Origin of the sequence: Qipengyuania pelagi, from assembly GCF_009827295.1 — a bacterium.
Classification (GTDB): Bacteria; Pseudomonadota; Alphaproteobacteria; order Sphingomonadales; family Sphingomonadaceae; genus Qipengyuania; species Qipengyuania pelagi.
This window is the reverse complement of sequence record NZ_WTYD01000001.1, coordinates 2,025,788-2,043,669: the sequence shown is the minus strand read 5'-3', so window position 1 is coordinate 2,043,669 and position 17,882 is coordinate 2,025,788. Positions and strand designations below refer to the sequence as shown.

Sequence of the window (17,882 nt, the reverse complement as noted above, 5' to 3'; positions counted from 1 at the left end):
CATGGGCGGGTCGCGCGTCCTGCACTCCGCCCTGCTGGCGCTGACGATGGGGCTTGGCCTCACTGCGTGCGGCGAAGACCCGCCCGAGCCTGCCGCGGTCCGCACCGAAATTCCCGAAAGCGTCGCCGATACGGCGCCGCCGCCGCCGCAAGTGGCCAGCGACGCGGCGCAGATCGGAACGCCCCTTGCTGAACGGGTGGCGACGATCGGGCTGCTCAACAAGCGCAACAACGTGTCGCAGGAGCTGGAAATGGCGCCGGGCGATTCGCGCCGGGTTGGCGATGTCATCGTGCGGCTGCGCTCGTGCGAAAAGACCGCGCCGTGGGAATTGCCGCAGGAAACCGGCGCTTTCGTTCAGGTTCTGGTCGCCGATCGCAGCGGCGAGAACCAGTTCCGCCGCATCTTTTCAGGCTGGCTGTTCAAGAATTCGCCCAGCCTCAACGTGGTCGAACACCCGGTCTACGACGTCTTCGTGAAGGACTGCGCGATGAGCTTCCCCGAAGGCGGCGGCGGGTCCGACGCGGCGGATGCGCCTGACGCGCTCGAAGAGGCTGCGGAGCCCGCCCCCACCGCATAGCGCGCCCAGGCTTCCGGCAGGCTCGCTTCGGGCTGCCCGGCGGCACCCTGCACCAGGTCGAGATAGCGCGCCTGCGGGATGGCCCTTGCCCCCATGGAGGCGAGATGGTCGGTCATGAACTGGCAATCGAGCACGCGGAACCCGGCGCTTTTCATGCAGGCGACCAGCCAGGCGAGCGCCACCTTGCTCGCATCCTGCACGCGGCTGAACATGCTCTCCCCGCAAAAAACCCGGTCGAAGGCGACTCCGTAGAGCCCGCCGACGAGGCGCTCGTTTCCGGACTCGTCGGCCTGCCAGCATTCGAAACTGTGCGCGTGGCCCGCACGGTGGAGCGCGCGATAGCTCGCTTCGATGCGGTGGCTGATCCAGCTTTCGGCGAAGGCTTCGCGCGGTTCGGCGCAGGCGGCGATCGTGGCGGCGAAATCCCTGTCGCAGGTGACCCGGAATCGATCCTGGCGGATGGTCTTGCGCAAGCTCTTGGAAACGTGGAATTCATTGAGCGGGAAAATCGCCCGTTCGCGCGGCTCCACCCAGAACACCTCGGGATCGTCCCGGTGATCGGCCATCGGAAACAGGCCGGCGCGGTAGGCGGTCAGCAGAAGTTCGGCCGGGATCACGGAAGGGGAGGGCGGCGATCCTGGCATCTACGCTGCCCTAGCACTGCAACGGCATGGGAACCCAGACAAAAGCATATCGCGAAGGACGCGCTTGCCAAGCTGACCCGCGCCGGGTAGGTGGCGCGACCGGCTGCAGGGGTGTAGCTCAGCTGGTAGAGCATCGGTCTCCAAAACCGAGGGCCACGGGTTCGAATCCTGTCACCCCTGCCATTTTCTCGGCGTTTGCCAGCAAGCGCAGACGCCGAAACGATTAGCCGCCGTCAGTGATACGCTCTCGGTAAGCCAGCCCGTTCTAAACCGTGCTCGGTTGATCTCGTCCTCACAATGAACCGGTGATCGGGCAATCTCCTGGAGCAATCCCCCGCAGGCAAAGCCCGGTATGGTGTGCAGGGGGTAAATGGTTCCTCGCGGCGCCTTATGCGCCGGGATGGGAGCGATTGACACGAGCCGCGCCGATGCCGCACCGTGCGACGATGACGGGGCTTGCGAAAGGGACCATGACATGAAGCTGCTGGCTATTCTCGCGGGATCGACTGCGCTTGCCTTCCTGCCGACAGGCCTCGCCGCCCAGGATGCCGTGCCGCCGGAGTCGCAGACCGAGGCACCGCAAGCCGCATCCGCCACCGGCACCGTGCGCGAGGGCCCCGAACGGCGCTTCACCGGTGCGGATCTGTTCGATCTCGCGATAGCCTCCGATCCGCAGATCAGCCCGGATGGTTCGCGGATCGCCTATGTGCGCCGCTCCAATGACGTGATGAGCGACAGCACCCGCAGCGCGATCTGGCTGGTCGATACGCGAACCGGCGAGGAAACGCCGCTCGCCGGACAGGACGGGAATGCGTTTTCGCCCAGCTGGTCGCCGAAGGGGGATCGCCTGGCCTATGTCTCTACCAGCGGAGGCAGTGCGCAATTATGGGTGCGCTTCATGGACGCGGGCGAGGCGGTGCGGCTGACCGGCCTGCCGACAGCCCCGTCGAGCATGGCGTGGTCCCCGGACGGACGCTCGATCGCCTATACGATGCTGGTCGAGGACGATGCGCCCAAGCTCGGCTCCGCGCCCATGAACCGGCCCGAAGGCGCCGAATGGGCCGAGCCGCTCGAAATCTACGACCTTCTCACCTACCGCGCGGACGGGGCAGGCTATCTCAAGCCGGGCTTCGAGAAGATCTTCGTCATACCCGCGACCGGCGGCGCGCCGCGCCAGCTCACTTTCGGGCCGAATCACGATGGGGGACCCCTGTCATGGTCGCCCGATGGCCGCACGATCTATTTCGGCGCGAACCGCAACGATGATTGGCAGACCGATCCCCTAGAGGGCGAAATTCACGCCCTCGACGTCATGAGCGGGCGCGTCACGCAGTTGACCAGCCGCGACGGCCCCGATCACAGCCCCCGCGTTTCGCCCGATGGGCGCAGAATCGCCTATCTCGGCTTCGACGATGCACTGCGCGCTTACGAGAACGACGATCTCTACGTGATGGATCGCGATGGATCGAACCGGCGCCTGCTGACCGGGGATTGGGACTTCAGCCCCACGGGCATCGAATGGGCTTCCGATGGCCGCGCCATCTATGCCCAATACGATATCGCGGGGGAGACCCGCGTGGCGCGCATCGCGCTCGACGGATCGGTCCGCGATGTCGTTGAGGGGCTTTCCGGCGGCGGGCTCGACCGGCCCTATACCGGGGGGAGCTTCTCGGTTTCGGACAATGACGCGATCGCGTCGACCGGCGGGCCGCCGACGCGCCCCGCCGAACTGCGCTTCACGCGCGGCGGCGACACGCGTATCCTGACCGATCTCAACCGCTCCCTGCGTGAGGCGAAGGTGATGGGCGAGGTGCGCAAGATCACGACCGCGTCCAGCCATGACGGGATGACGATCGAAGGTTGGCTGACTCTCCCACCCGGCTATGTCGAGGGGCAGCGCGTGCCCTTGATACTGGAAATCCACGGCGGGCCCTTTGCCGCCTACGGCCCGCATTTCGCGACCGACAACCAGCTGTATGCCGCAGCGGGCTATGCCGTGCTCTCGCCCAATCCGCGCGGCTCGACGAGCTATGGCGAGGCTTTTGCGAACGCCATCGACAAGACCTATCCGGGCAACGACTATTTTGACCTCATCAGCATCGTCGACGCGGCGATCGCCGAGGGTATCGCGGACCCCGACGCCCTGTTCGTGACTGGCGGATCGGGTGGCGGCGTGCTGACCAGCTGGATCGTCGGCAAGACTGACCGGTTCAAGGCTGCGGCGACTCAGAAGCCGGTCATCAATTGGGCGACCCAGGTGCTCACCGCCGATGGCGCGGCCTTCTTCGGCACTTATTGGCTGGGCGCGCAGCCGTGGGAAGATCCCGATCTCTACTGGTCGCGCTCGCCGCTCTCGCTGGTCGGCAATGTGGAAACGCCCACGCTGGTCGTGGTGGGAAGCGAGGATTATCGCACCCCGGTCAGCGAATCCGAGCAGTATTACACCGCGCTGCGCCTGCGCGGCGTGCCGACCGCCCTGGTCAAGGTGCCCGGCGCGAGCCATGGGAGCATCGCGGCGCGTCCATCGCACAGTGCCGCCAAGGCGGCGGCGATCCTCGCCTGGTTCGAGCGGTACAAGCAGGGCTGGCAACGCTAGGCCATCGCGCCCGACCGCTCAGCTACTGCGCAGTTTGAAGGTCGTGTAGCCTGCCGAGATCGCTGCGAAGGTCAGGATGCCGAACAGCTGCATGGCCCCGAAGCCGAAGCTTTCGAAGGGCAGTTTGATCGCCGAACTTATCATGAGCGCGCTCAGGAAAACGAGCGGGATGCTGGGCTTGCGCATCGTTCCCAGAAACAGGCCGAGCGTGCCGATGACGGATACGGCCAGGAACAGCGCGAAGCCCACATAGCCCAGATGGACCGTGATCTCGCGATAGGTGTTGTGGAAATTGAACCCGCTGCGGTTTCCGATTCCGAACTGCCTCCACAAGGCCTCGGCTTCGAGATTGCCGGGATGCCAGAACGTGTTGTAGCCGATGCCGAGCCATGGTCGCTCCGCTATCAGGCCATCGGCGACGCGCCAGATATCCGTTCGGCCGGTAAGCGTGGTATCCTTTCCGCTGGCGCCCAGGACGTAATCGAAAATGACGTCCTGGAAAGAGTAGAATATGCCGAACACGATGGCGCTGAAGATGATCGCGAACAGGAACAGGAAGGTTCGCGACTGGGCGTCGAGCCGCAGGGTCGTGAGCCAGACGATCGCGCAAAGGGACGCGGTTCCGGTGGCGATCGTCGCCGTCGTCGCTTCCGCCAGCCACAGGCTCACGGCGCCGAGCGCGAGGCCCAGGAGGCATGTGATCCCAAGCAGCCATTTTCGGCGCGAGACCGCGTCGGAAAAGAGGCAGATCGCCGCCAGGACGAGGCCCCCGCTCAGCTCGCCCATCGCGTTCTTCGACGCGAGGAGCCCCTGGAAGGCGCGCTGGCCGATCTGGGAATAGCCGTAGATCCACGACAGGATGGTGAAGATCAGAAACGAGAAGAACACCGCTTTTAGAAGATCGATGCGCCGGACCCCCGACCCCAGGATCAGGGCGACGAGGACCGTCAGCAGATAGAGGAGACCTGCCTTCATCGACTCTCCCCCGTTGATCGACCACAGGACCGAGGCGATCGCGAGAGCAGGGAGGAGCAGCAGCGGCCACGTGTCGAGCAGGAGGGCTGGCAATCGCTCACGCCGGATCACGCAGTAGACAGCCGTGACGCCGGTCAGGATCAAAGGCGTCAGCGGTCCGATCCAGATATTGAAGAGGATAGCGAACAGAACCGCGCACACCATGGCGATGTCGATCGCGCTCTCGATCCGCAGATCGCGCCCGGCGGGTCGGGCCCTTCCATATCTTGCTGCAACCTGGTTCACGCCAACCTATCGGTCATCCGTCGCGGGTGAGAAACGATAGCCGTGAACCCGCATGGTCAAGGTCTTTCCCGGCGGCAGATCCCGCCACTTGCCGAGCCACTGGACGAACCCCTCATGGTCGTCGCGCCCCGCCCACATCTCGATGATCGGACGCGTCTTGCCAGTGACGAAATATCCGAGGTCTTTCCTTTCGAAGCGATGAACCAACTCGTCCTCGACATAGAGCGACGCCCAGCCTGCAGGTATGTCGGCGACGATCTTGAAGCGGACCGTGCAATTCGAAAAGTCCATGCCCTTGAAAACCGACACCGTCGTCTTGCGATGCTCGCCTCTGGGATAGGCGTGGAGGCTCAAGTCGAGGCTCTTCCTGCCCGCGAATTCGAAATCGATCTCCTCGCGCCGGTCCTGATTGAATAGCCATAGCGGGGCGACGACCATGCCCTCGCGCATTTCGGGCAGGGTGACTTCGGTTTCCCATGTGCCCTTGTCGGCCATCGCGATCCGGCTTCCGGACTTGATCTGCGGAGCGCCCGAACCGTCGAGCCGCAGAACCACATCACCATTCGCCGCGAGCGACACATGGTCGGATCGCCAGGGGATGCGGCTGAAAGCATTGTCCCATTGCGAGGCGTGCCAGGCGGCGTCGTAATTCCACAGGCGCATGTCGGACACGTCGAGCGGAGGAAGATCGCCGCTCGGTTGCGACCGGCAATAGGGATTCGGAACCGAGCCGGGCGCAGGCTCGGGCGTCAGGGCCGTCAGCAGCGATCCGCCGGTCGCATTTTGCGCGAGGACCGCGATCCCAAGGGCACAGAGTACCAATGCGGCAAGGGCACCCAGGAGCGATAGGCGCTTCGGGACCTTGCGACGGCGAGGCGGAATCACCCGACTGCTTCCTCGTAGCGTCGGTCCCAGAATTCGTTCGCATCGGTCGCGGCGAACGTCGTCTCGACAGTGCGGCGCGCTTCTATGCGCAGAGCACGATAGCGGGCTGGATTGTTGAGATAGTCGACCACGCGTGTCAGCGCGGTTTCGGCCAAACGCTCGATCTCGTCCGTAAACATACGCTCGAAACCCGGCGTATCCCTGTCCGGCGAGGAGCTGTGGATCCAATCGCCGTCGCCATCGACGGGAAGATCGAGCAGGATGCCATTGCTGTCGTCTTCGATGAACTCCGGCAGCGCGCCCTGCCGGGTGGCGATCATCGGGCAATGATTGGCCATCGCTTCGATGGCGCTGTATCCGAACGTGTCGCCGAAGGTCGGCAAAAGACAGAAATGCGCGCCCCGCAACAGCGTCTGAACCTGATCGTTGGGAAGCGATGGGTGATGGGTTATGTTGCTTCCCTCCAGGCGGTCTGCCCAGGTTTCATAATATTCCTCGCGCGCGGGATCGGTCCAGATAGCGCCGCCCATCGCCAGCCCGGAAACGATGGTGATGCGCATATCGACCCCCGCCTCCTGCGCGAGTTCGGCCAGGCGAACCGCGACGCAGCCGCCCTTGCGGGCGAAATGATGCCCCACGAAGACCAGTTGCAGCGGGCCGTTCAAATCGGGCGCCTGATCCTCGACGGCGGGGATCTCGATATTGGGATACCGCATCTCCAGCTTTTCATAAAGCTCCTCCGCCATGGCGCTATCGGCGTGCGTTTTGCGGAAGATCCGTTCGGAGTACCGGGAGATAGCGACGACCCCCCTGCAACGCTTGCCAGCGAGCGATTTGGTCAGAGCTTTGAAATAGGCGGTGGATTCCAGCGAAAACGCACGCGGCAGGTGGGATTCGAACCCGATGAGATAGGGCGCCCGGCCCACCGGAATCCGATTGAACGCGTGGACCAGATCGTATCTCCGCATGGTCGGCGGAAAGATGGTGAAGCCCTCGATCCGCTCGTCGATCTTGTTCATCGGCAGGAACGGTTGGTTGGTGATCGCATGGCGCGAATGCCGGGGACTGTTGAAGCGCCACGGATATCGTGTCGGTGCGAGGATCCGCAGTGGTCGCGTGCTAGCCTTGCGCATCGGTTCTCAAACCCCCAGCCATCGTTCGATCAGCGCGGCGCCGCCTCATGGGCTGATGGCGGCGCCGCCAGTCATTCAGACAGGAGACGCTGCGCGATTTCGCGCACGCTGCTGCCCATGTCCTCGCGTTGCAGGGCAAGGGCCAGAGTCGCTTCCACGAAACCGAGCTTGCTGCCGCAATCGTACCGTTTTCCATCGAAGGTGACGGCGTGGAACGGCTGGTCGCCGATCATCTTGGCCATCGCATCGGTCAGCTGGATTTCGCCGCCGGCACCCTTTTCCTGGTCTTCGAGGATCCGCATCACCTCGGGCTGGAGAATGTAGCGGCCCGATACGATCTTGTTCGAAGGGGCATCGGCCACGGCGGGCTTTTCCACCAACCCCTTCACTTCCGTCAGATTGCCGCTGGCTGCGCCGGGATCGATCACGCCGTAGCTCGACACCTCTTCATGCGGCACTTCGAGGACGCTGACGAGATTGCCTCCGGTCCTGGCATAAGCATCGACCATCTGCTTCATGCAGCCCGCGCCGCCGCGTTCGCCGATCATGAGTTCGTCGGGCAGGAAGATCGCGAAGGGCTCGTCACCCACCACTGCGCGCGCGCACCAGATCGCGTGGCCGAGGCCCATCGGCACTTGCTGGCGTACCGTGATGATGTCGCCCGGCGTCGCGCGGGTCGGATCGAGGACGCCCAGGTCCTTGCTCCGCTCGCTCATCGTCGTCTCGAGTTCGAAGGCGATGTCGAAATGTTCAACGATGGCGGTCTTTCCGCGGCCGGTCACGAAGATCATCTGTTCGATGCCCGCCTCGCGCGCCTCGTCCACCGCATATTGGATCAGCGGCCGATCGACGATCGGCAGCAGTTCCTTCGGCACGGCTTTCGTCGCGGGCAGAAACCGCGTGCCCATGCCGGCTACCGGAAAAACAGCTTTCCTGATCTGTTTGTAGCTCATTGAAATTTCTCCGTGCGTGTCGAATTTCGGTTCATGTGATGACGTCCGGCCGGGTGCGCCCCGTTCGGGTTTCGAGATCGGTCAAAGTCCCAGCCACCTTGGCGAGTTCCGCCAGCATGGGGGAAACCTCGGCATCAAGGTCCCCCGCCGGAGGCTCGTAGCGTTCGAGATAGATGCGCAAGGTCGCACCGTCGGTTCCGGTGCCGGACAGGCGAAACACGATCCGGGCACCGTCTTCGAAGAAGATGCGGATGCCCTGGTTGCGGCTGACCGAATTGTCCACCGGATCAGTGTAATCGAACTGGTCGGCCCCGCTGATCGCGAGCGTGCCGAAGCGGCGGGCTGGAAGGTCGGGCAAAGATCGTTCGAGATCGCGCATCATGCCGTGCGCGATCTCGGTGTCGAGGCCTTCGTAATCGTGGCGCGCATAGTAATTGCGTCCGTATTTCGCCCAATGCACCTGCGCGATCTCGGCGACGCTCTTGCCGGTCGCGGCGAGGATGTTGAGCCACAGGAGGACGGCCCACAGACCGTCTTTCTCGCGGACATGGTCGCTACCCGTCCCGGCGCTTTCCTCGCCGCAGATCGTGGCCTTGCCGGCGTCGAGCAGCGAGCCGAAGAATTTCCACCCCGTCGGGGTCTCGAAGGCGGGGATGCCCAGGCTTTCGGCGACTCGGTCGGCAGCGGCGCTCGTCGGCATCGAACGGGCGATCCCCGCCAATCCGCGCGCATAGCCCGGCGCGAGATGGGCGTTGGCGGCCAGCATGGCGAGCGAATCGGATGGCGTGACGAAGATGCCGCGCCCGATGATCAGGTTCCGGTCACCGTCTCCATCGCTGGCCGCACCGAAATCGGGCGCATCGTCGGCCATCATCGTCCGATAGAGGTCGTGGGCGTGGACGAGATTGGGATCAGGGTGGTGACCGCCGAAATCGTCCAGCGGAGTGCCGTTGCGCACCGTCCCTTTCGCGAGACCGAGGCGGTTTTCGAGGATTTCGGTGGCGTAGGGCCCGGTCACCGCGTGCATCGCGTCGAACGCCATCGTCAACCCGTTCGAGACCGCCTCGCGAATGGCGGCGAAGTCGAACAGGCTTTCCATCAGGCTTGCATAATCGGCGACCGGATCGATGATCTCGACGGCCATGTCCCCGATCGCGGTCGAGCCGATCGTGTCGAGATCGATGTCGTCGGCATCAACTGCCATCCAGCGGTCGATCGTCTTCGTGCGGGCGTAAATCGCGTCGGTCACAGCTTCGGGGGCAGGGCCGCCATTGGCGATATTGTACTTGATCCCGAAATCGCCGTCGGGACCGCCGGGATTGTGGCTCGCGGACAGGATCAGACCGCCGCTCGCCCCGTATTTGCGGATGATGTGGCTCGCGGCGGGAGTGGACAGGATTCCGCCCTTGCCGACCAGCGCTCGGCGATAACCATTGGCCGCGGCGATCCGCAAGGCGGCCTGGATCACCGTGCGGTTGTGGAACCGCCCGTCGCCCCCGATCACGATGGTACTGGCATCGGGACGCTCCACCGTGTCGAAGATCGCCTGGATGAAATTCTCGGCATAACCGGGCTGCGCGAATTCGGGCACTTTCTTCCTGAGCCCGGACGTTCCGGGCTTCTGGCCGTCAAAGGGTCGGGAAGGGTGGCTCGTGATCATGCGGTTCCTGTCTTTTCATCGTGGAGCGCCGCGACGCGATCGGCAGCGCCCAGTCTCAATCGAACCTCGTGCTCGTGCGGTAGGCCATGCGCCCCTGGGCCTCGCGCAGGATCGCACGGGAAAATCTAGCCGACCGCGCCAAAACGGCACCTTCTGTCCACCGCCAGCTGGCTCGCGACCGGGCGAGCAGGGCATGGGGTGCGAACCCGCATGAAGACATTGCGAGGCGCTTTCGCGACTCCGGGGTGTTGTCCGTGATCGGGGCGCCGAACAGCGCCTTCGAGGATCGGAGGAACTCGTCGAACAAGCGCCCGATGCCGATTGCGCGCGCGCGGCGCGTCAGGGTTTCTTCCGCCGACGATGGCATCTGATGGAGCGCGTAGGTCAGCTCGTGGGCATAGGCGATCCACGGCTCGGCATTGCGCACCGCCTTGCCGAAGCTGATCGCGGTCAGCATGAGCGCATTGTCCGGCGACAGGATACGCGCCGAAGCGCGCCCGATCGCGCGCGTCTCCGCATTCTCGACGAAGCTCTTCACGTCACGCGGATACGGCCCGCCGGGCTGTTGCAGCTGGTTGTGCAGATCGATGAGCACCGCGCTCGGATCCGGTGCGGCGAAAGGCGCCTCGCCCAGATAATCGTGCCACCATGTGTCGTCCTCCGGCACCAGGCACTTATAGCCCAGCCGTCTTTCGAGCACCTGCTCGGCAGCGCGGTAATGCTCCCGGTCCGTATAGACGTCGACATCGCTGCCGAAGCGCACGTCCATCGATCCGTAGACCTGTTCGGCGCGCAAGGGACCCTTGATGACGACATAGGGAAGCCTCTCTTCCGCGAATGCCTGCGCGACCTTCGCGATCGTGGTGAGGGCGCGCAGGTTGATCGCGAGGATTTCCTCGTGACGACGCGCGAGTTCATCGGAGAGGCGGGTGGGGATCGCGGTCTCCGACCGATCGAAGCCGCCGCTCAACAATCCCAGCGTCTTGGTGCGAATGGCCAAGGCGAGGACGGCGTCAAGGTCGTCGCCCTCTCGGGTTTTTTCGCGAAGCAGCTCGCCCGGACCGCTCCCCATCCAACCGCGCAGGATGGCAATCAGCGCGAACACTTCTCGAGAGGACGCGGCACGTCCACGATCAGAAGGTCCGGAACCTGAAGGCTTCGAAGACGCGATGGCGTGTTCCCCTGGACAGAATAATAGCGATCGATCGTACGAAATTCCTGCGAAGTATGTCACCCCCAGCGACTCGTTGGCAAGCCGGAATGCCGCATCGCAGCAAAGCCTTATGACGTTACGGAATGCGGGCATTACGTAGTGTTACGCTGTCCCATATTGGCACAAAAATGTGAAATTGGCTTTGTCATGGTGCAATGCAGCAGAATCATGGTTGTCAGAAAGTTAATTCATTGCGATTGTGACAACAGGTCGATTCCGATGGGTTGCACTCGGCCTCGCAAGAATACCCGTGCACTCCGAAAGAAGGGGAAAACTATGTCCACCAAGGCCACCTACGAGCGTCCCACCTTCAAGAAGGTCGGTTCGATCGAAGCCATCACCAAGAGCACGAGCAGCGGCAACCGCACCGACGCGGCCTATGCCAATCAAGCTCCGCTGATCACCGGCGCGCTTTCCTAAGCACACCGTTGAATGGTTAAGGAGAAAGGCAGCCGATTTTTCGGTTGCCTTTTCTCGTCCCTGACCGTTTGGTGACACGAACGGATTGGGGGCGGATAAAATGACAGGTTCAGACGACAGTGTCCGCTTGCGGCAAGCTCCCGATGTGGTTGCCTGTACGCTTGAAGGCGGTAACGCGCTTCTCGATCTTGCCTCCAGCAATTATTATACGCTGAACGGCTCTGCCGCGATGATCTGGGAATGGCTCGGTTCGGGCGCGACTGTCGCGGAACTCATCGATCGGATGCTGGAAACCTTCGATGTCGAGCGTGAGGTTTGCGCTGACGACGTACAAGCGGTCGTCGCGTCTTTCGAGGATGCAGGACTCGTTGTCCGGGGCGATTGACCGGATCGCGCGCTGGGGCAGGTTGATCCGGCGGCATCATCTTCTGCTGCTCAAGGCACTGGTTCTCCTCGTTGCGATCCGCCTGACCCTGACATTGCGCAGCTATCGCCCTGTCCTCGCCCGCATCAAGGGCATTCCTCCTCGCCAGGACCTCGGCATCCCCCTCCCACTGCTGGCCTGGGCCGTCGAAAGGACGGCTCCGCTGGTGCCGAATGCCAGTTGCCTGACGCAGGCCTTGACCCTGCGATATCTCGCCGCGCGCGAAGGGCAGGAATGCACGATCCGCATCGGTGTCAGGCAGGAACGGGGCAAGGCCTTCGAAGCCCATGCCTGGGTGATCGCCGGTGATGCCGTGATGATCGGGGGGCAGGAGGAACGGATCGAAGACTTCACACCGATTGTCGATCTGTGAATCCCACCCCGATCCCTATGTCCGGGCCGGCGTCCGGCACGGCCTGCCGGATCGAAAAGCCTTTTCACGCCCGAGATCGCGAGGGGCAGGCCAATGGCGCGGAATTGCTTCTCGCGGCGGTGAACATCCGCATCGACAATCGCGCTACCATCGCCGAGTCCTGCGATATCTCACCCGAGGCTGGCCTCGAAGATATGCTGGCGGCGGGCTGGCGGCGATGGGGAACGGGCCTTGCGGCGCAGCTTAGGGGCGCTTTCGCATTCGTCCTGCGCGATCCTACGGACGGCATGATCTATGTTGCGCGCGATCATTTCGGGCTGGCGCCACTCTTCGTCAGCGAAACCGAAAATGACCTCTTTTTCGGTCAGACCTCGCAAAGCCTGCGTGCGGCGCTTGGGTTCTCGCCATCCGACGATCGCACCATGCTCGCCGATTTCATCGCCGGGGCCTATCTCGAGCGCGAGCGGACCTTTTTCGATGGAATCGCACGGTTTCCAGCCGCCCATTGGGCGCTGTATCGCCACGACGATCGCCAGCGCCAGCGATATTGGTCCCTGTCAGACGTGGCGGCGGACCCGCATCCCGATGCGCCGGTCGAACGGTTCCGGGACTTGCTCGACCAGTCCGTGGCGCGGTGCATCCGGCCGGGGCAGACCGCCCTGATGCTGAGCGGGGGGCTCGATTCCTCGGCGATCGCGGCGTCGGCCTCGCTATCGGGCCCGCTATCGGGTTCACGCCCGCTCGATGCGTTGTCGCTCACCTATCGCGAGACGCCGAGCTGGTGCGACGACCGGCATCTCGCCGCCGTCGCTGCTATGACCGGGCTCGACCCCGTCGAGGTCGCGGGTGACGTCCACGATCCACTTCAGGACATGGCGTTCTGGCTTCGCGCGGTCGACGGCCCGCATCTGCCGCGAGGGCATTCGGTGTCGTTCCAGCTGCTCCATCTGGCAAGGCAGATGGGCGATGGCGTGGTCCTGTCGGGCCATGGCGGGGACGAGGTGGTGTCCTACGGGTTCGGGCGCCTCAACGAATTGGCGAAACGCGGCAAATGGTGGCAGCTCTGGCGCGAGACGCGTGCCGCTTCGCAACTCTATGGCGACGATCGGATCGCCCTGTTCCGGCGGTATCTCTCCCACAAACCCTATCTGCGCCGCCTGATCCGACGACTGGGGCGTAACGCCGTCGCCGCATCGCCCATTCAGCGGCGCTATCTGAGCGACGATGCGGTTCGCGCGATCGAACCCGATCGCTACGAGATCCGTCCCGCGGCCGGTCGGCTCGACCATGACGAACGGATGCTCCAGCTCGAGGTGCTCGACCACGCCCTGCAACCCGGCTCGCTCGAGGTTTTCGCCCTGTGCAGCCATGCCGCGGGCGTCGATACCCGCCTGCCGTTCTACGACGTCGACCTGGTCGAACAGTCTTTCTCGCTGCCCTCGGAATGGAAGCTGCGCGATGGGCTGTCGCGCTATATCCTGCGGGCCGCCTATCGGGGTGATCTGCCGGAAGAGACGCTGAACCGGCAGGACAAGTTCGATTTCACCTCCGCCTTCGTCGCTGGGCTGGTGAGCCAGACCGACAAGGTGCTCGACCTCACCGATCCGGCGGTCGCCGATCCCTGGGGGCTGGTCGATCGTCAGTCGCTGACCGAGGCGCGCGAAAGCCTGTACCGGAATGGGGCTGGAATCGCCCTGGGGGATGCCTTTTTCCTCTGGCGTGTGGCAATACTGGCCATGTGGGCGGACATCGCGCACGCGCCCCTTACCGCCGCCCCCCTGGCCAATTCGGATAATTGAGCGCCATGTACCGATATCGAGCTTTCGGATTGACCATTGGCAGCGATGTTCGCCTCGACGAGCTGGCGCCGCAGCCCGACGAGAGCGCAAAGGTCGATCTGCGCATCGTGCGGTCCGACCTTGGCGAGACCATCCCGCCGCTCGGCCATTATGCGCGCTTCGATTTCGAAGGGCCGAAGGGTGTCGAAATGATGTGGCCGGGTGCGGCATCGATCAGGATCGAGAACCCTTCGCTGGTCCACATCCAGCCGTTCGAAGGCGTCCCGGAAAACTATCTCGCTTTTCCCCTGCTCGGGCCCGTCATGGGCTGGATGCTGCATATGCGCGGCCTGTTCGTGCTGCACGCCAGTGCGGCGCGGCGCGACGGGCGCTCGGTCGCTTTCCTGGGCGACAAGACGGCTGGCAAATCCACCACGGCGTCGGCCTTCCTGAAAGCGGGCTGGGCGCTGATGACGGACGACCTTCTCGCGATCGATTGCGAGGGGGAGGGGCAGCCGCAGATCCAGCCCGCCTTTGCCCAGATGAAGCTGAATGCCGATGCGCCCAATGCCGATATCCCGCAGGCGACCGTGTTGCCGCTGGTGATGGAAGGGTTCGAGAAGCGGCAATACAGGCTGCCCGCAATGGCGCAGGACCCTGCCGACACGGACTGCATCTTCATCCTGCAACGCGGCGGCGACACCCCGAGGATCGAATGGCTGAGCGCGGCGGACGCGATCGAGCCGCTGTTCCGCTATAGCTACAACGTCCGTTTCACGCTCGCGCCCCTCGCCATGCAGGACCGCGCGCGCCAGTTCCGGCAGGCGGCGCGGATCGCGGACACGACGCGCGTGGGGCGGCTGCATATTCCCCACGATCGCGACCGGCTGGGCGAAACCGTCGCCATGGTGGAGGCCATGCTTTCCGGCGCGGGGAAATGACTCTCGCCGGGCTGAGGGACTATCTCGCGACGATCTGGGCCGTCGCCGGCGGTCGCCTCCTCGCGGGCGTGGGGCTGACGGCGCTCGCCGGACTGACCGAAGGGCTTTCGCTCGTCATCCTGATCCCCCTGGTCGCGATCGCCATGCCCGGCGGTGGCTCGGTCCTGAGTGATCTACCGCTCGTCGGAGAGACGCTGGCGCGCTGGTCGCCCGATCTGGTGACGCTGCTGATGATCTTCATCGCGCTGGTCGTGGCGCAGGCGCTTCTGAGCCGGGCCAAGGCCTTGTTCAACCAGCGCACGATCCAGGATGTGAGCGCGCAATTGCGAACGCGGCTGTTCGAAAGCATCAGCTATGCGCGCTGGGAGGCGCTGCACAATCGCCGCAGCAGCGATCTCAACCACGCGCTGACCCACGATATCGACAATGTCATGGGATCGATCGGCAGCGTTCTGGCGATCGTCCAGGCCTGCCTGATGCTGGCGATCTATCTCGTGCTGGCGCTGTTGATCTCCTGGCCCATGGCGCTGTTCGCCTTCGTGATCGGCGGGGCGCTGTTCCTTGCCCTCTATCCCCTGCGCCGCCGGGCCAACCGCCACGGCAAGCGGCTGATCGCGATGTATCAGGACCAGAACGCCACCGTGCTGGAGTTCATCGGCAGCATCAGGCTGGCCAAGCTGTTCGCCGCCGAGGACCGGCAGGTGCGCGAATATTCGGGCAATGTCGGGCGCATCAGGGGCGCGGTGCTGGATTTCGCGGCGCTGAGCACCTGGGGCGGGGTGTTCTTCCAGATCGGCGCGGCGCTTGTGGCGGCGCTGTTCGTCTATCTGGCGATCGAGGTGTTCGCGCTCGATTTCGCCCGCCTCGCGACGCTGCTGGTCGTCTTCGCGCGCATCGCGCCGCGCTTTTCCGCGATTCAGGAAAACGTCCAGACCTTCCTGACCGAAGCCCCGGCCTTCGCCAATTATCGCCGCAATGCCGACCATTTCGATGCCCATCGCGAGGAACCGGCGCTCTCGGGCGCGACGGCGCCGTCCTTGCGGGAAAGCATTGGTCTGACCGGCGTGGGGATGACCTATGCCGGGGCCGAGACGCCTTCGCTGCGGGATGTAACCTTGGAAATCCCGAAGGGTCAGATCGTGGCGATGATCGGCCCCTCCGGCAGCGGGAAGAGCACGCTGGCGGATATCATGGCGGGCCTGTTCGCGCCGACCGCAGGCATCATGACGATCGACGGGGTAGCGATCGATGCGGCCAACCGGCGCGCCTGGCGCTCGACGGTGGCGAGCGTCCCGCAGGAATCGCAATTGCTCCACACGACGCTGGCGAGCAATCTGCGGCTCGGCAATGCCCACGCGACGGATGCCGAGATATGGGACGCGCTCGAACGCGCCAATATCGCGGAACTGGTGCGCGCGCTGCCGGACGGGCTGGAAACCGTCGCCGGGGATCGCGGCACGCGCTTTTCGGGCGGGGAACGGCAGCGTTTCGCCCTCGCTCGCGCCCTGTTGCGCAAGCCGCAATTGCTGATCCTGGACGAGGCGACGAGCGCGCTCGACTGGGAAAACCAGCGCATGATCGTGGCGGCCATTACCGCGCTGCGCGGAGAGCTGACGATCCTGACGATCGCGCATCGCCCCTCGCTGGTTTCCTTCGCCGACCATGTCGTCGCGCTGGAGAACGGGCGCATCGTCGAACAGGGCAGCTACAGCGAGCTGGCGGCGCGCGACGAGAGTAAGATCGCGCGAATGATATCGGGTGGTTAGGTCGGACCGAAGCCCGGTCTAAGCCCGTGCTTTCTCGCACCAGTTCCGCAGATCGCGATGCGTCGTGTCGGGGGAGAAATTGCGTTGCGCACAGGTAAGGGCGCGCTGGGCGAGGTCTCTTCGAGAGTGTGAGGAGCCGGCGAGATCGACAAGGGCATCGGCGAAGATAGTGGCGTCGTCGGTCTGAATAACGGCATCACGGCAGATATCTTCGACGCCTTGCAATGTGACGGATGTGGCGATCACCGCCTTGCCGCGCGCCAATGCCTCCACGAGCTTGATTTTCAGGCCAGATCCGAAGGTCAGCGGAGAGATCACGACCCCGCATTCGGTGTACAACGCACCCAGATCGTCGACCAGGCCGAGAAAATCGACCCCGTCCCATGCTCGCCCTGCGAACGCACGATGGACCGTTCCCGCTATTTTCAACCGACAATCCGGCCTTTTCGTACGAACATGGGGCCACACCGAGTCGAGAAACCATTCCAGGCCAACGATGTTCGGCGCGGTGTCGCTGCCGACGAACAGCACGAGATCGTCGGATCCTTCCTGAACCCGTTCGACCGGCTCGGCGGGCATGGGTACGAGAACGGTTTCGGTATCCGGCACGGTCTCCCGGCAGAAGGCCGCCTCTGCTTCCTGGATGGCGAAAATCGCATCGGCTTCGGCCAGCAAGGCGATTTCCCGCTCGCGGGAGATGATGGCTACGGAATCCGCGCCGCCTCCGGCACGGCTGTGAAAAAGGTCGTGCATGACGGTCGCCCTGGAGACGTCTGGCGGACCAAATTCGAAGGCCGGAGCGCAGAAAATGTAATCCGCGACAATCAGGCGGGTTCGTGGGGATATCGCGGATGCAAGAAAGGCGATGTCTTCCGACGACCAGTCGCTCGCGACAGCATAGGGCGCCTTCCGGTCAGCTACCAGGCTCCCCCGAATGCCGATTTTTCTCAGCAGCAACCGTGCTGCACCCCCCATGAAGCCTGTCCAAACCTTCGGCGACAGGAAGAGCGCTCGTGAACCGGTCTTCACCGCGCCCCTGATCTTGTGTTCGGCAAAGACACGCATCTCGGGGAGAAACCGCATGAGAGGCGTTCGCCCCGCGATGGCGGGAGAGGGCTGGATCAGATGGATTTCATAGCCAGCCTGTTCGATCGAGCGCGCGATCGAAAGCAGATAGGTCGAACTGCCGTTGGTCGAGCCTAAAAGTCTTTGCTTCGACACGATCGTCGCGACAGGCCGCTCTGAAGACGTCATGGCAT

General features: G+C 64.0%; 16 protein-coding genes and 1 tRNA gene. 9 read left to right on the top strand and 8 right to left on the bottom strand.

Annotated features, from left to right (window positions below):
• Position 1 precedes the first annotated feature (1 nt).
• The gene (locus GRI47_RS09990) at positions 2 to 577 is read left to right on the top strand and encodes a DUF2155 domain-containing protein (protein ID WP_202387231.1); all 576 of its coding nucleotides are present in this window, start codon (positions 2 to 4) and stop codon (positions 575 to 577) included.
• On the opposite strand, the gene aat is transcribed toward GRI47_RS09990, so the two are convergent.
• Entirely contained in the window at positions 460 to 1,221 is a 762-nt protein-coding gene (aat, locus tag GRI47_RS09985; protein ID WP_202387230.1) for a leucyl/phenylalanyl-tRNA--protein transferase, read from the bottom strand. The two genes, GRI47_RS09990 and aat, sit on opposite strands and share 118 nt — an antisense overlap.
• Before the next feature lie 107 nt (positions 1,222 to 1,328).
• Here aat and GRI47_RS09980 point away from each other — a divergent pair.
• Positions 1,329 to 1,404: transfer RNA gene (locus tag GRI47_RS09980), tRNA-Trp, on the top strand.
• Between the two features lie 292 nt (positions 1,405 to 1,696).
• Positions 1,697 to 3,817, top strand: coding sequence for an alpha/beta hydrolase family protein (locus GRI47_RS09975; RefSeq protein ID WP_160661087.1), 2,121 nt, complete (start codon positions 1,697 to 1,699; stop codon positions 3,815 to 3,817).
• An 18-nt stretch (positions 3,818 to 3,835) separates the two neighbouring features.
• Here the strand turns inward: GRI47_RS09975 and GRI47_RS15270 are convergent, their stop codons facing one another.
• From GRI47_RS15270 to GRI47_RS09945, 6 genes are all read right to left on the bottom strand, one after another.
• Positions 3,836 to 5,077, bottom strand: coding sequence for an O-antigen ligase family protein (locus GRI47_RS15270; RefSeq protein ID WP_160661086.1), 1,242 nt, complete (start codon positions 5,075 to 5,077; stop codon positions 3,836 to 3,838).
• Positions 5,078 to 5,083: 6 nt separating this feature from the next.
• Positions 5,084 to 5,899, bottom strand: coding sequence for a family 16 glycosylhydrolase (locus GRI47_RS09965; RefSeq protein WP_160661085.1), 816 nt, complete (start codon positions 5,897 to 5,899; stop codon positions 5,084 to 5,086).
• A 59-nt stretch (positions 5,900 to 5,958) separates the two neighbouring features.
• Positions 5,959 to 6,981, bottom strand: a complete 1,023-nt coding sequence (locus tag GRI47_RS09960; protein ID WP_160661084.1) for a glycosyltransferase family 4 protein — start codon at positions 6,979 to 6,981, stop codon at positions 5,959 to 5,961.
• A gap of 185 nt (positions 6,982 to 7,166) precedes the next feature.
• Positions 7,167 to 8,048 carry a UTP--glucose-1-phosphate uridylyltransferase GalU gene (gene galU / locus GRI47_RS09955; protein WP_160661083.1) on the bottom strand — a complete coding sequence of 294 codons (882 nt, stop codon included), beginning with the start codon at positions 8,046 to 8,048 and terminating at the stop codon, positions 7,167 to 7,169.
• 31 nt (positions 8,049 to 8,079) lie between these two features.
• Positions 8,080 to 9,708 carry an alpha-D-glucose phosphate-specific phosphoglucomutase gene (locus GRI47_RS09950; RefSeq protein WP_160661082.1) on the bottom strand — a complete coding sequence of 543 codons (1,629 nt, stop codon included), beginning with the start codon at positions 9,706 to 9,708 and terminating at the stop codon, positions 8,080 to 8,082.
• Positions 9,709 to 9,763: 55 nt separating this feature from the next.
• Positions 9,764 to 10,780, bottom strand: a complete 1,017-nt coding sequence (locus tag GRI47_RS09945) for a nucleotidyltransferase family protein (protein WP_160661081.1) — start codon at positions 10,778 to 10,780, stop codon at positions 9,764 to 9,766.
• A 417-nt stretch (positions 10,781 to 11,197) separates the two neighbouring features.
• On the opposite strand from GRI47_RS09945, the gene GRI47_RS09940 reads away from it, so the two are divergent.
• From GRI47_RS09940 to GRI47_RS09915, 6 genes are all read left to right on the top strand, one after another.
• Positions 11,198 to 11,341, top strand: a complete 144-nt coding sequence (locus tag GRI47_RS09940) for a hypothetical protein (protein ID WP_160661080.1) — start codon at positions 11,198 to 11,200, stop codon at positions 11,339 to 11,341.
• A 100-nt stretch (positions 11,342 to 11,441) separates the two neighbouring features.
• Entirely contained in the window at positions 11,442 to 11,726 is a 285-nt protein-coding gene (locus GRI47_RS09935) for a PqqD family protein (RefSeq protein WP_160661079.1), read from the top strand.
• Positions 11,710 to 12,138, top strand: coding sequence for a lasso peptide biosynthesis B2 protein (locus GRI47_RS09930; protein ID WP_160661078.1), 429 nt, complete (start codon positions 11,710 to 11,712; stop codon positions 12,136 to 12,138). Before GRI47_RS09935 ends, GRI47_RS09930 begins: the two co-directional genes overlap by 17 nt.
• Positions 12,139 to 12,155: 17 nt before the next feature.
• Positions 12,156 to 13,937, top strand: a complete 1,782-nt coding sequence (locus GRI47_RS09925; protein WP_160661077.1) for an asparagine synthase-related protein — start codon at positions 12,156 to 12,158, stop codon at positions 13,935 to 13,937.
• Positions 13,938 to 13,966: 29 nt separating this feature from the next.
• Entirely contained in the window at positions 13,967 to 14,857 is an 891-nt protein-coding gene (locus GRI47_RS09920; RefSeq protein ID WP_160661076.1) for a serine kinase, read from the top strand.
• Positions 14,854 to 16,623 (top strand): ABC transporter ATP-binding protein, encoded by a 1,770-nt coding sequence (locus GRI47_RS09915; protein ID WP_160661075.1) that lies wholly within the window; start codon positions 14,854 to 14,856, stop codon positions 16,621 to 16,623. Before GRI47_RS09920 ends, GRI47_RS09915 begins: the two co-directional genes overlap by 4 nt.
• Before the next feature lie 18 nt (positions 16,624 to 16,641).
• Here GRI47_RS09915 and GRI47_RS09910 read toward each other — a convergent pair whose 3' ends face one another.
• Complete coding sequence (locus GRI47_RS09910) at positions 16,642 to 17,877, bottom strand: glycosyltransferase (RefSeq protein WP_160661074.1); 1,236 nt, start codon at positions 17,875 to 17,877, stop codon at positions 16,642 to 16,644.
• Positions 17,878 to 17,882 lie beyond the last annotated feature (5 nt).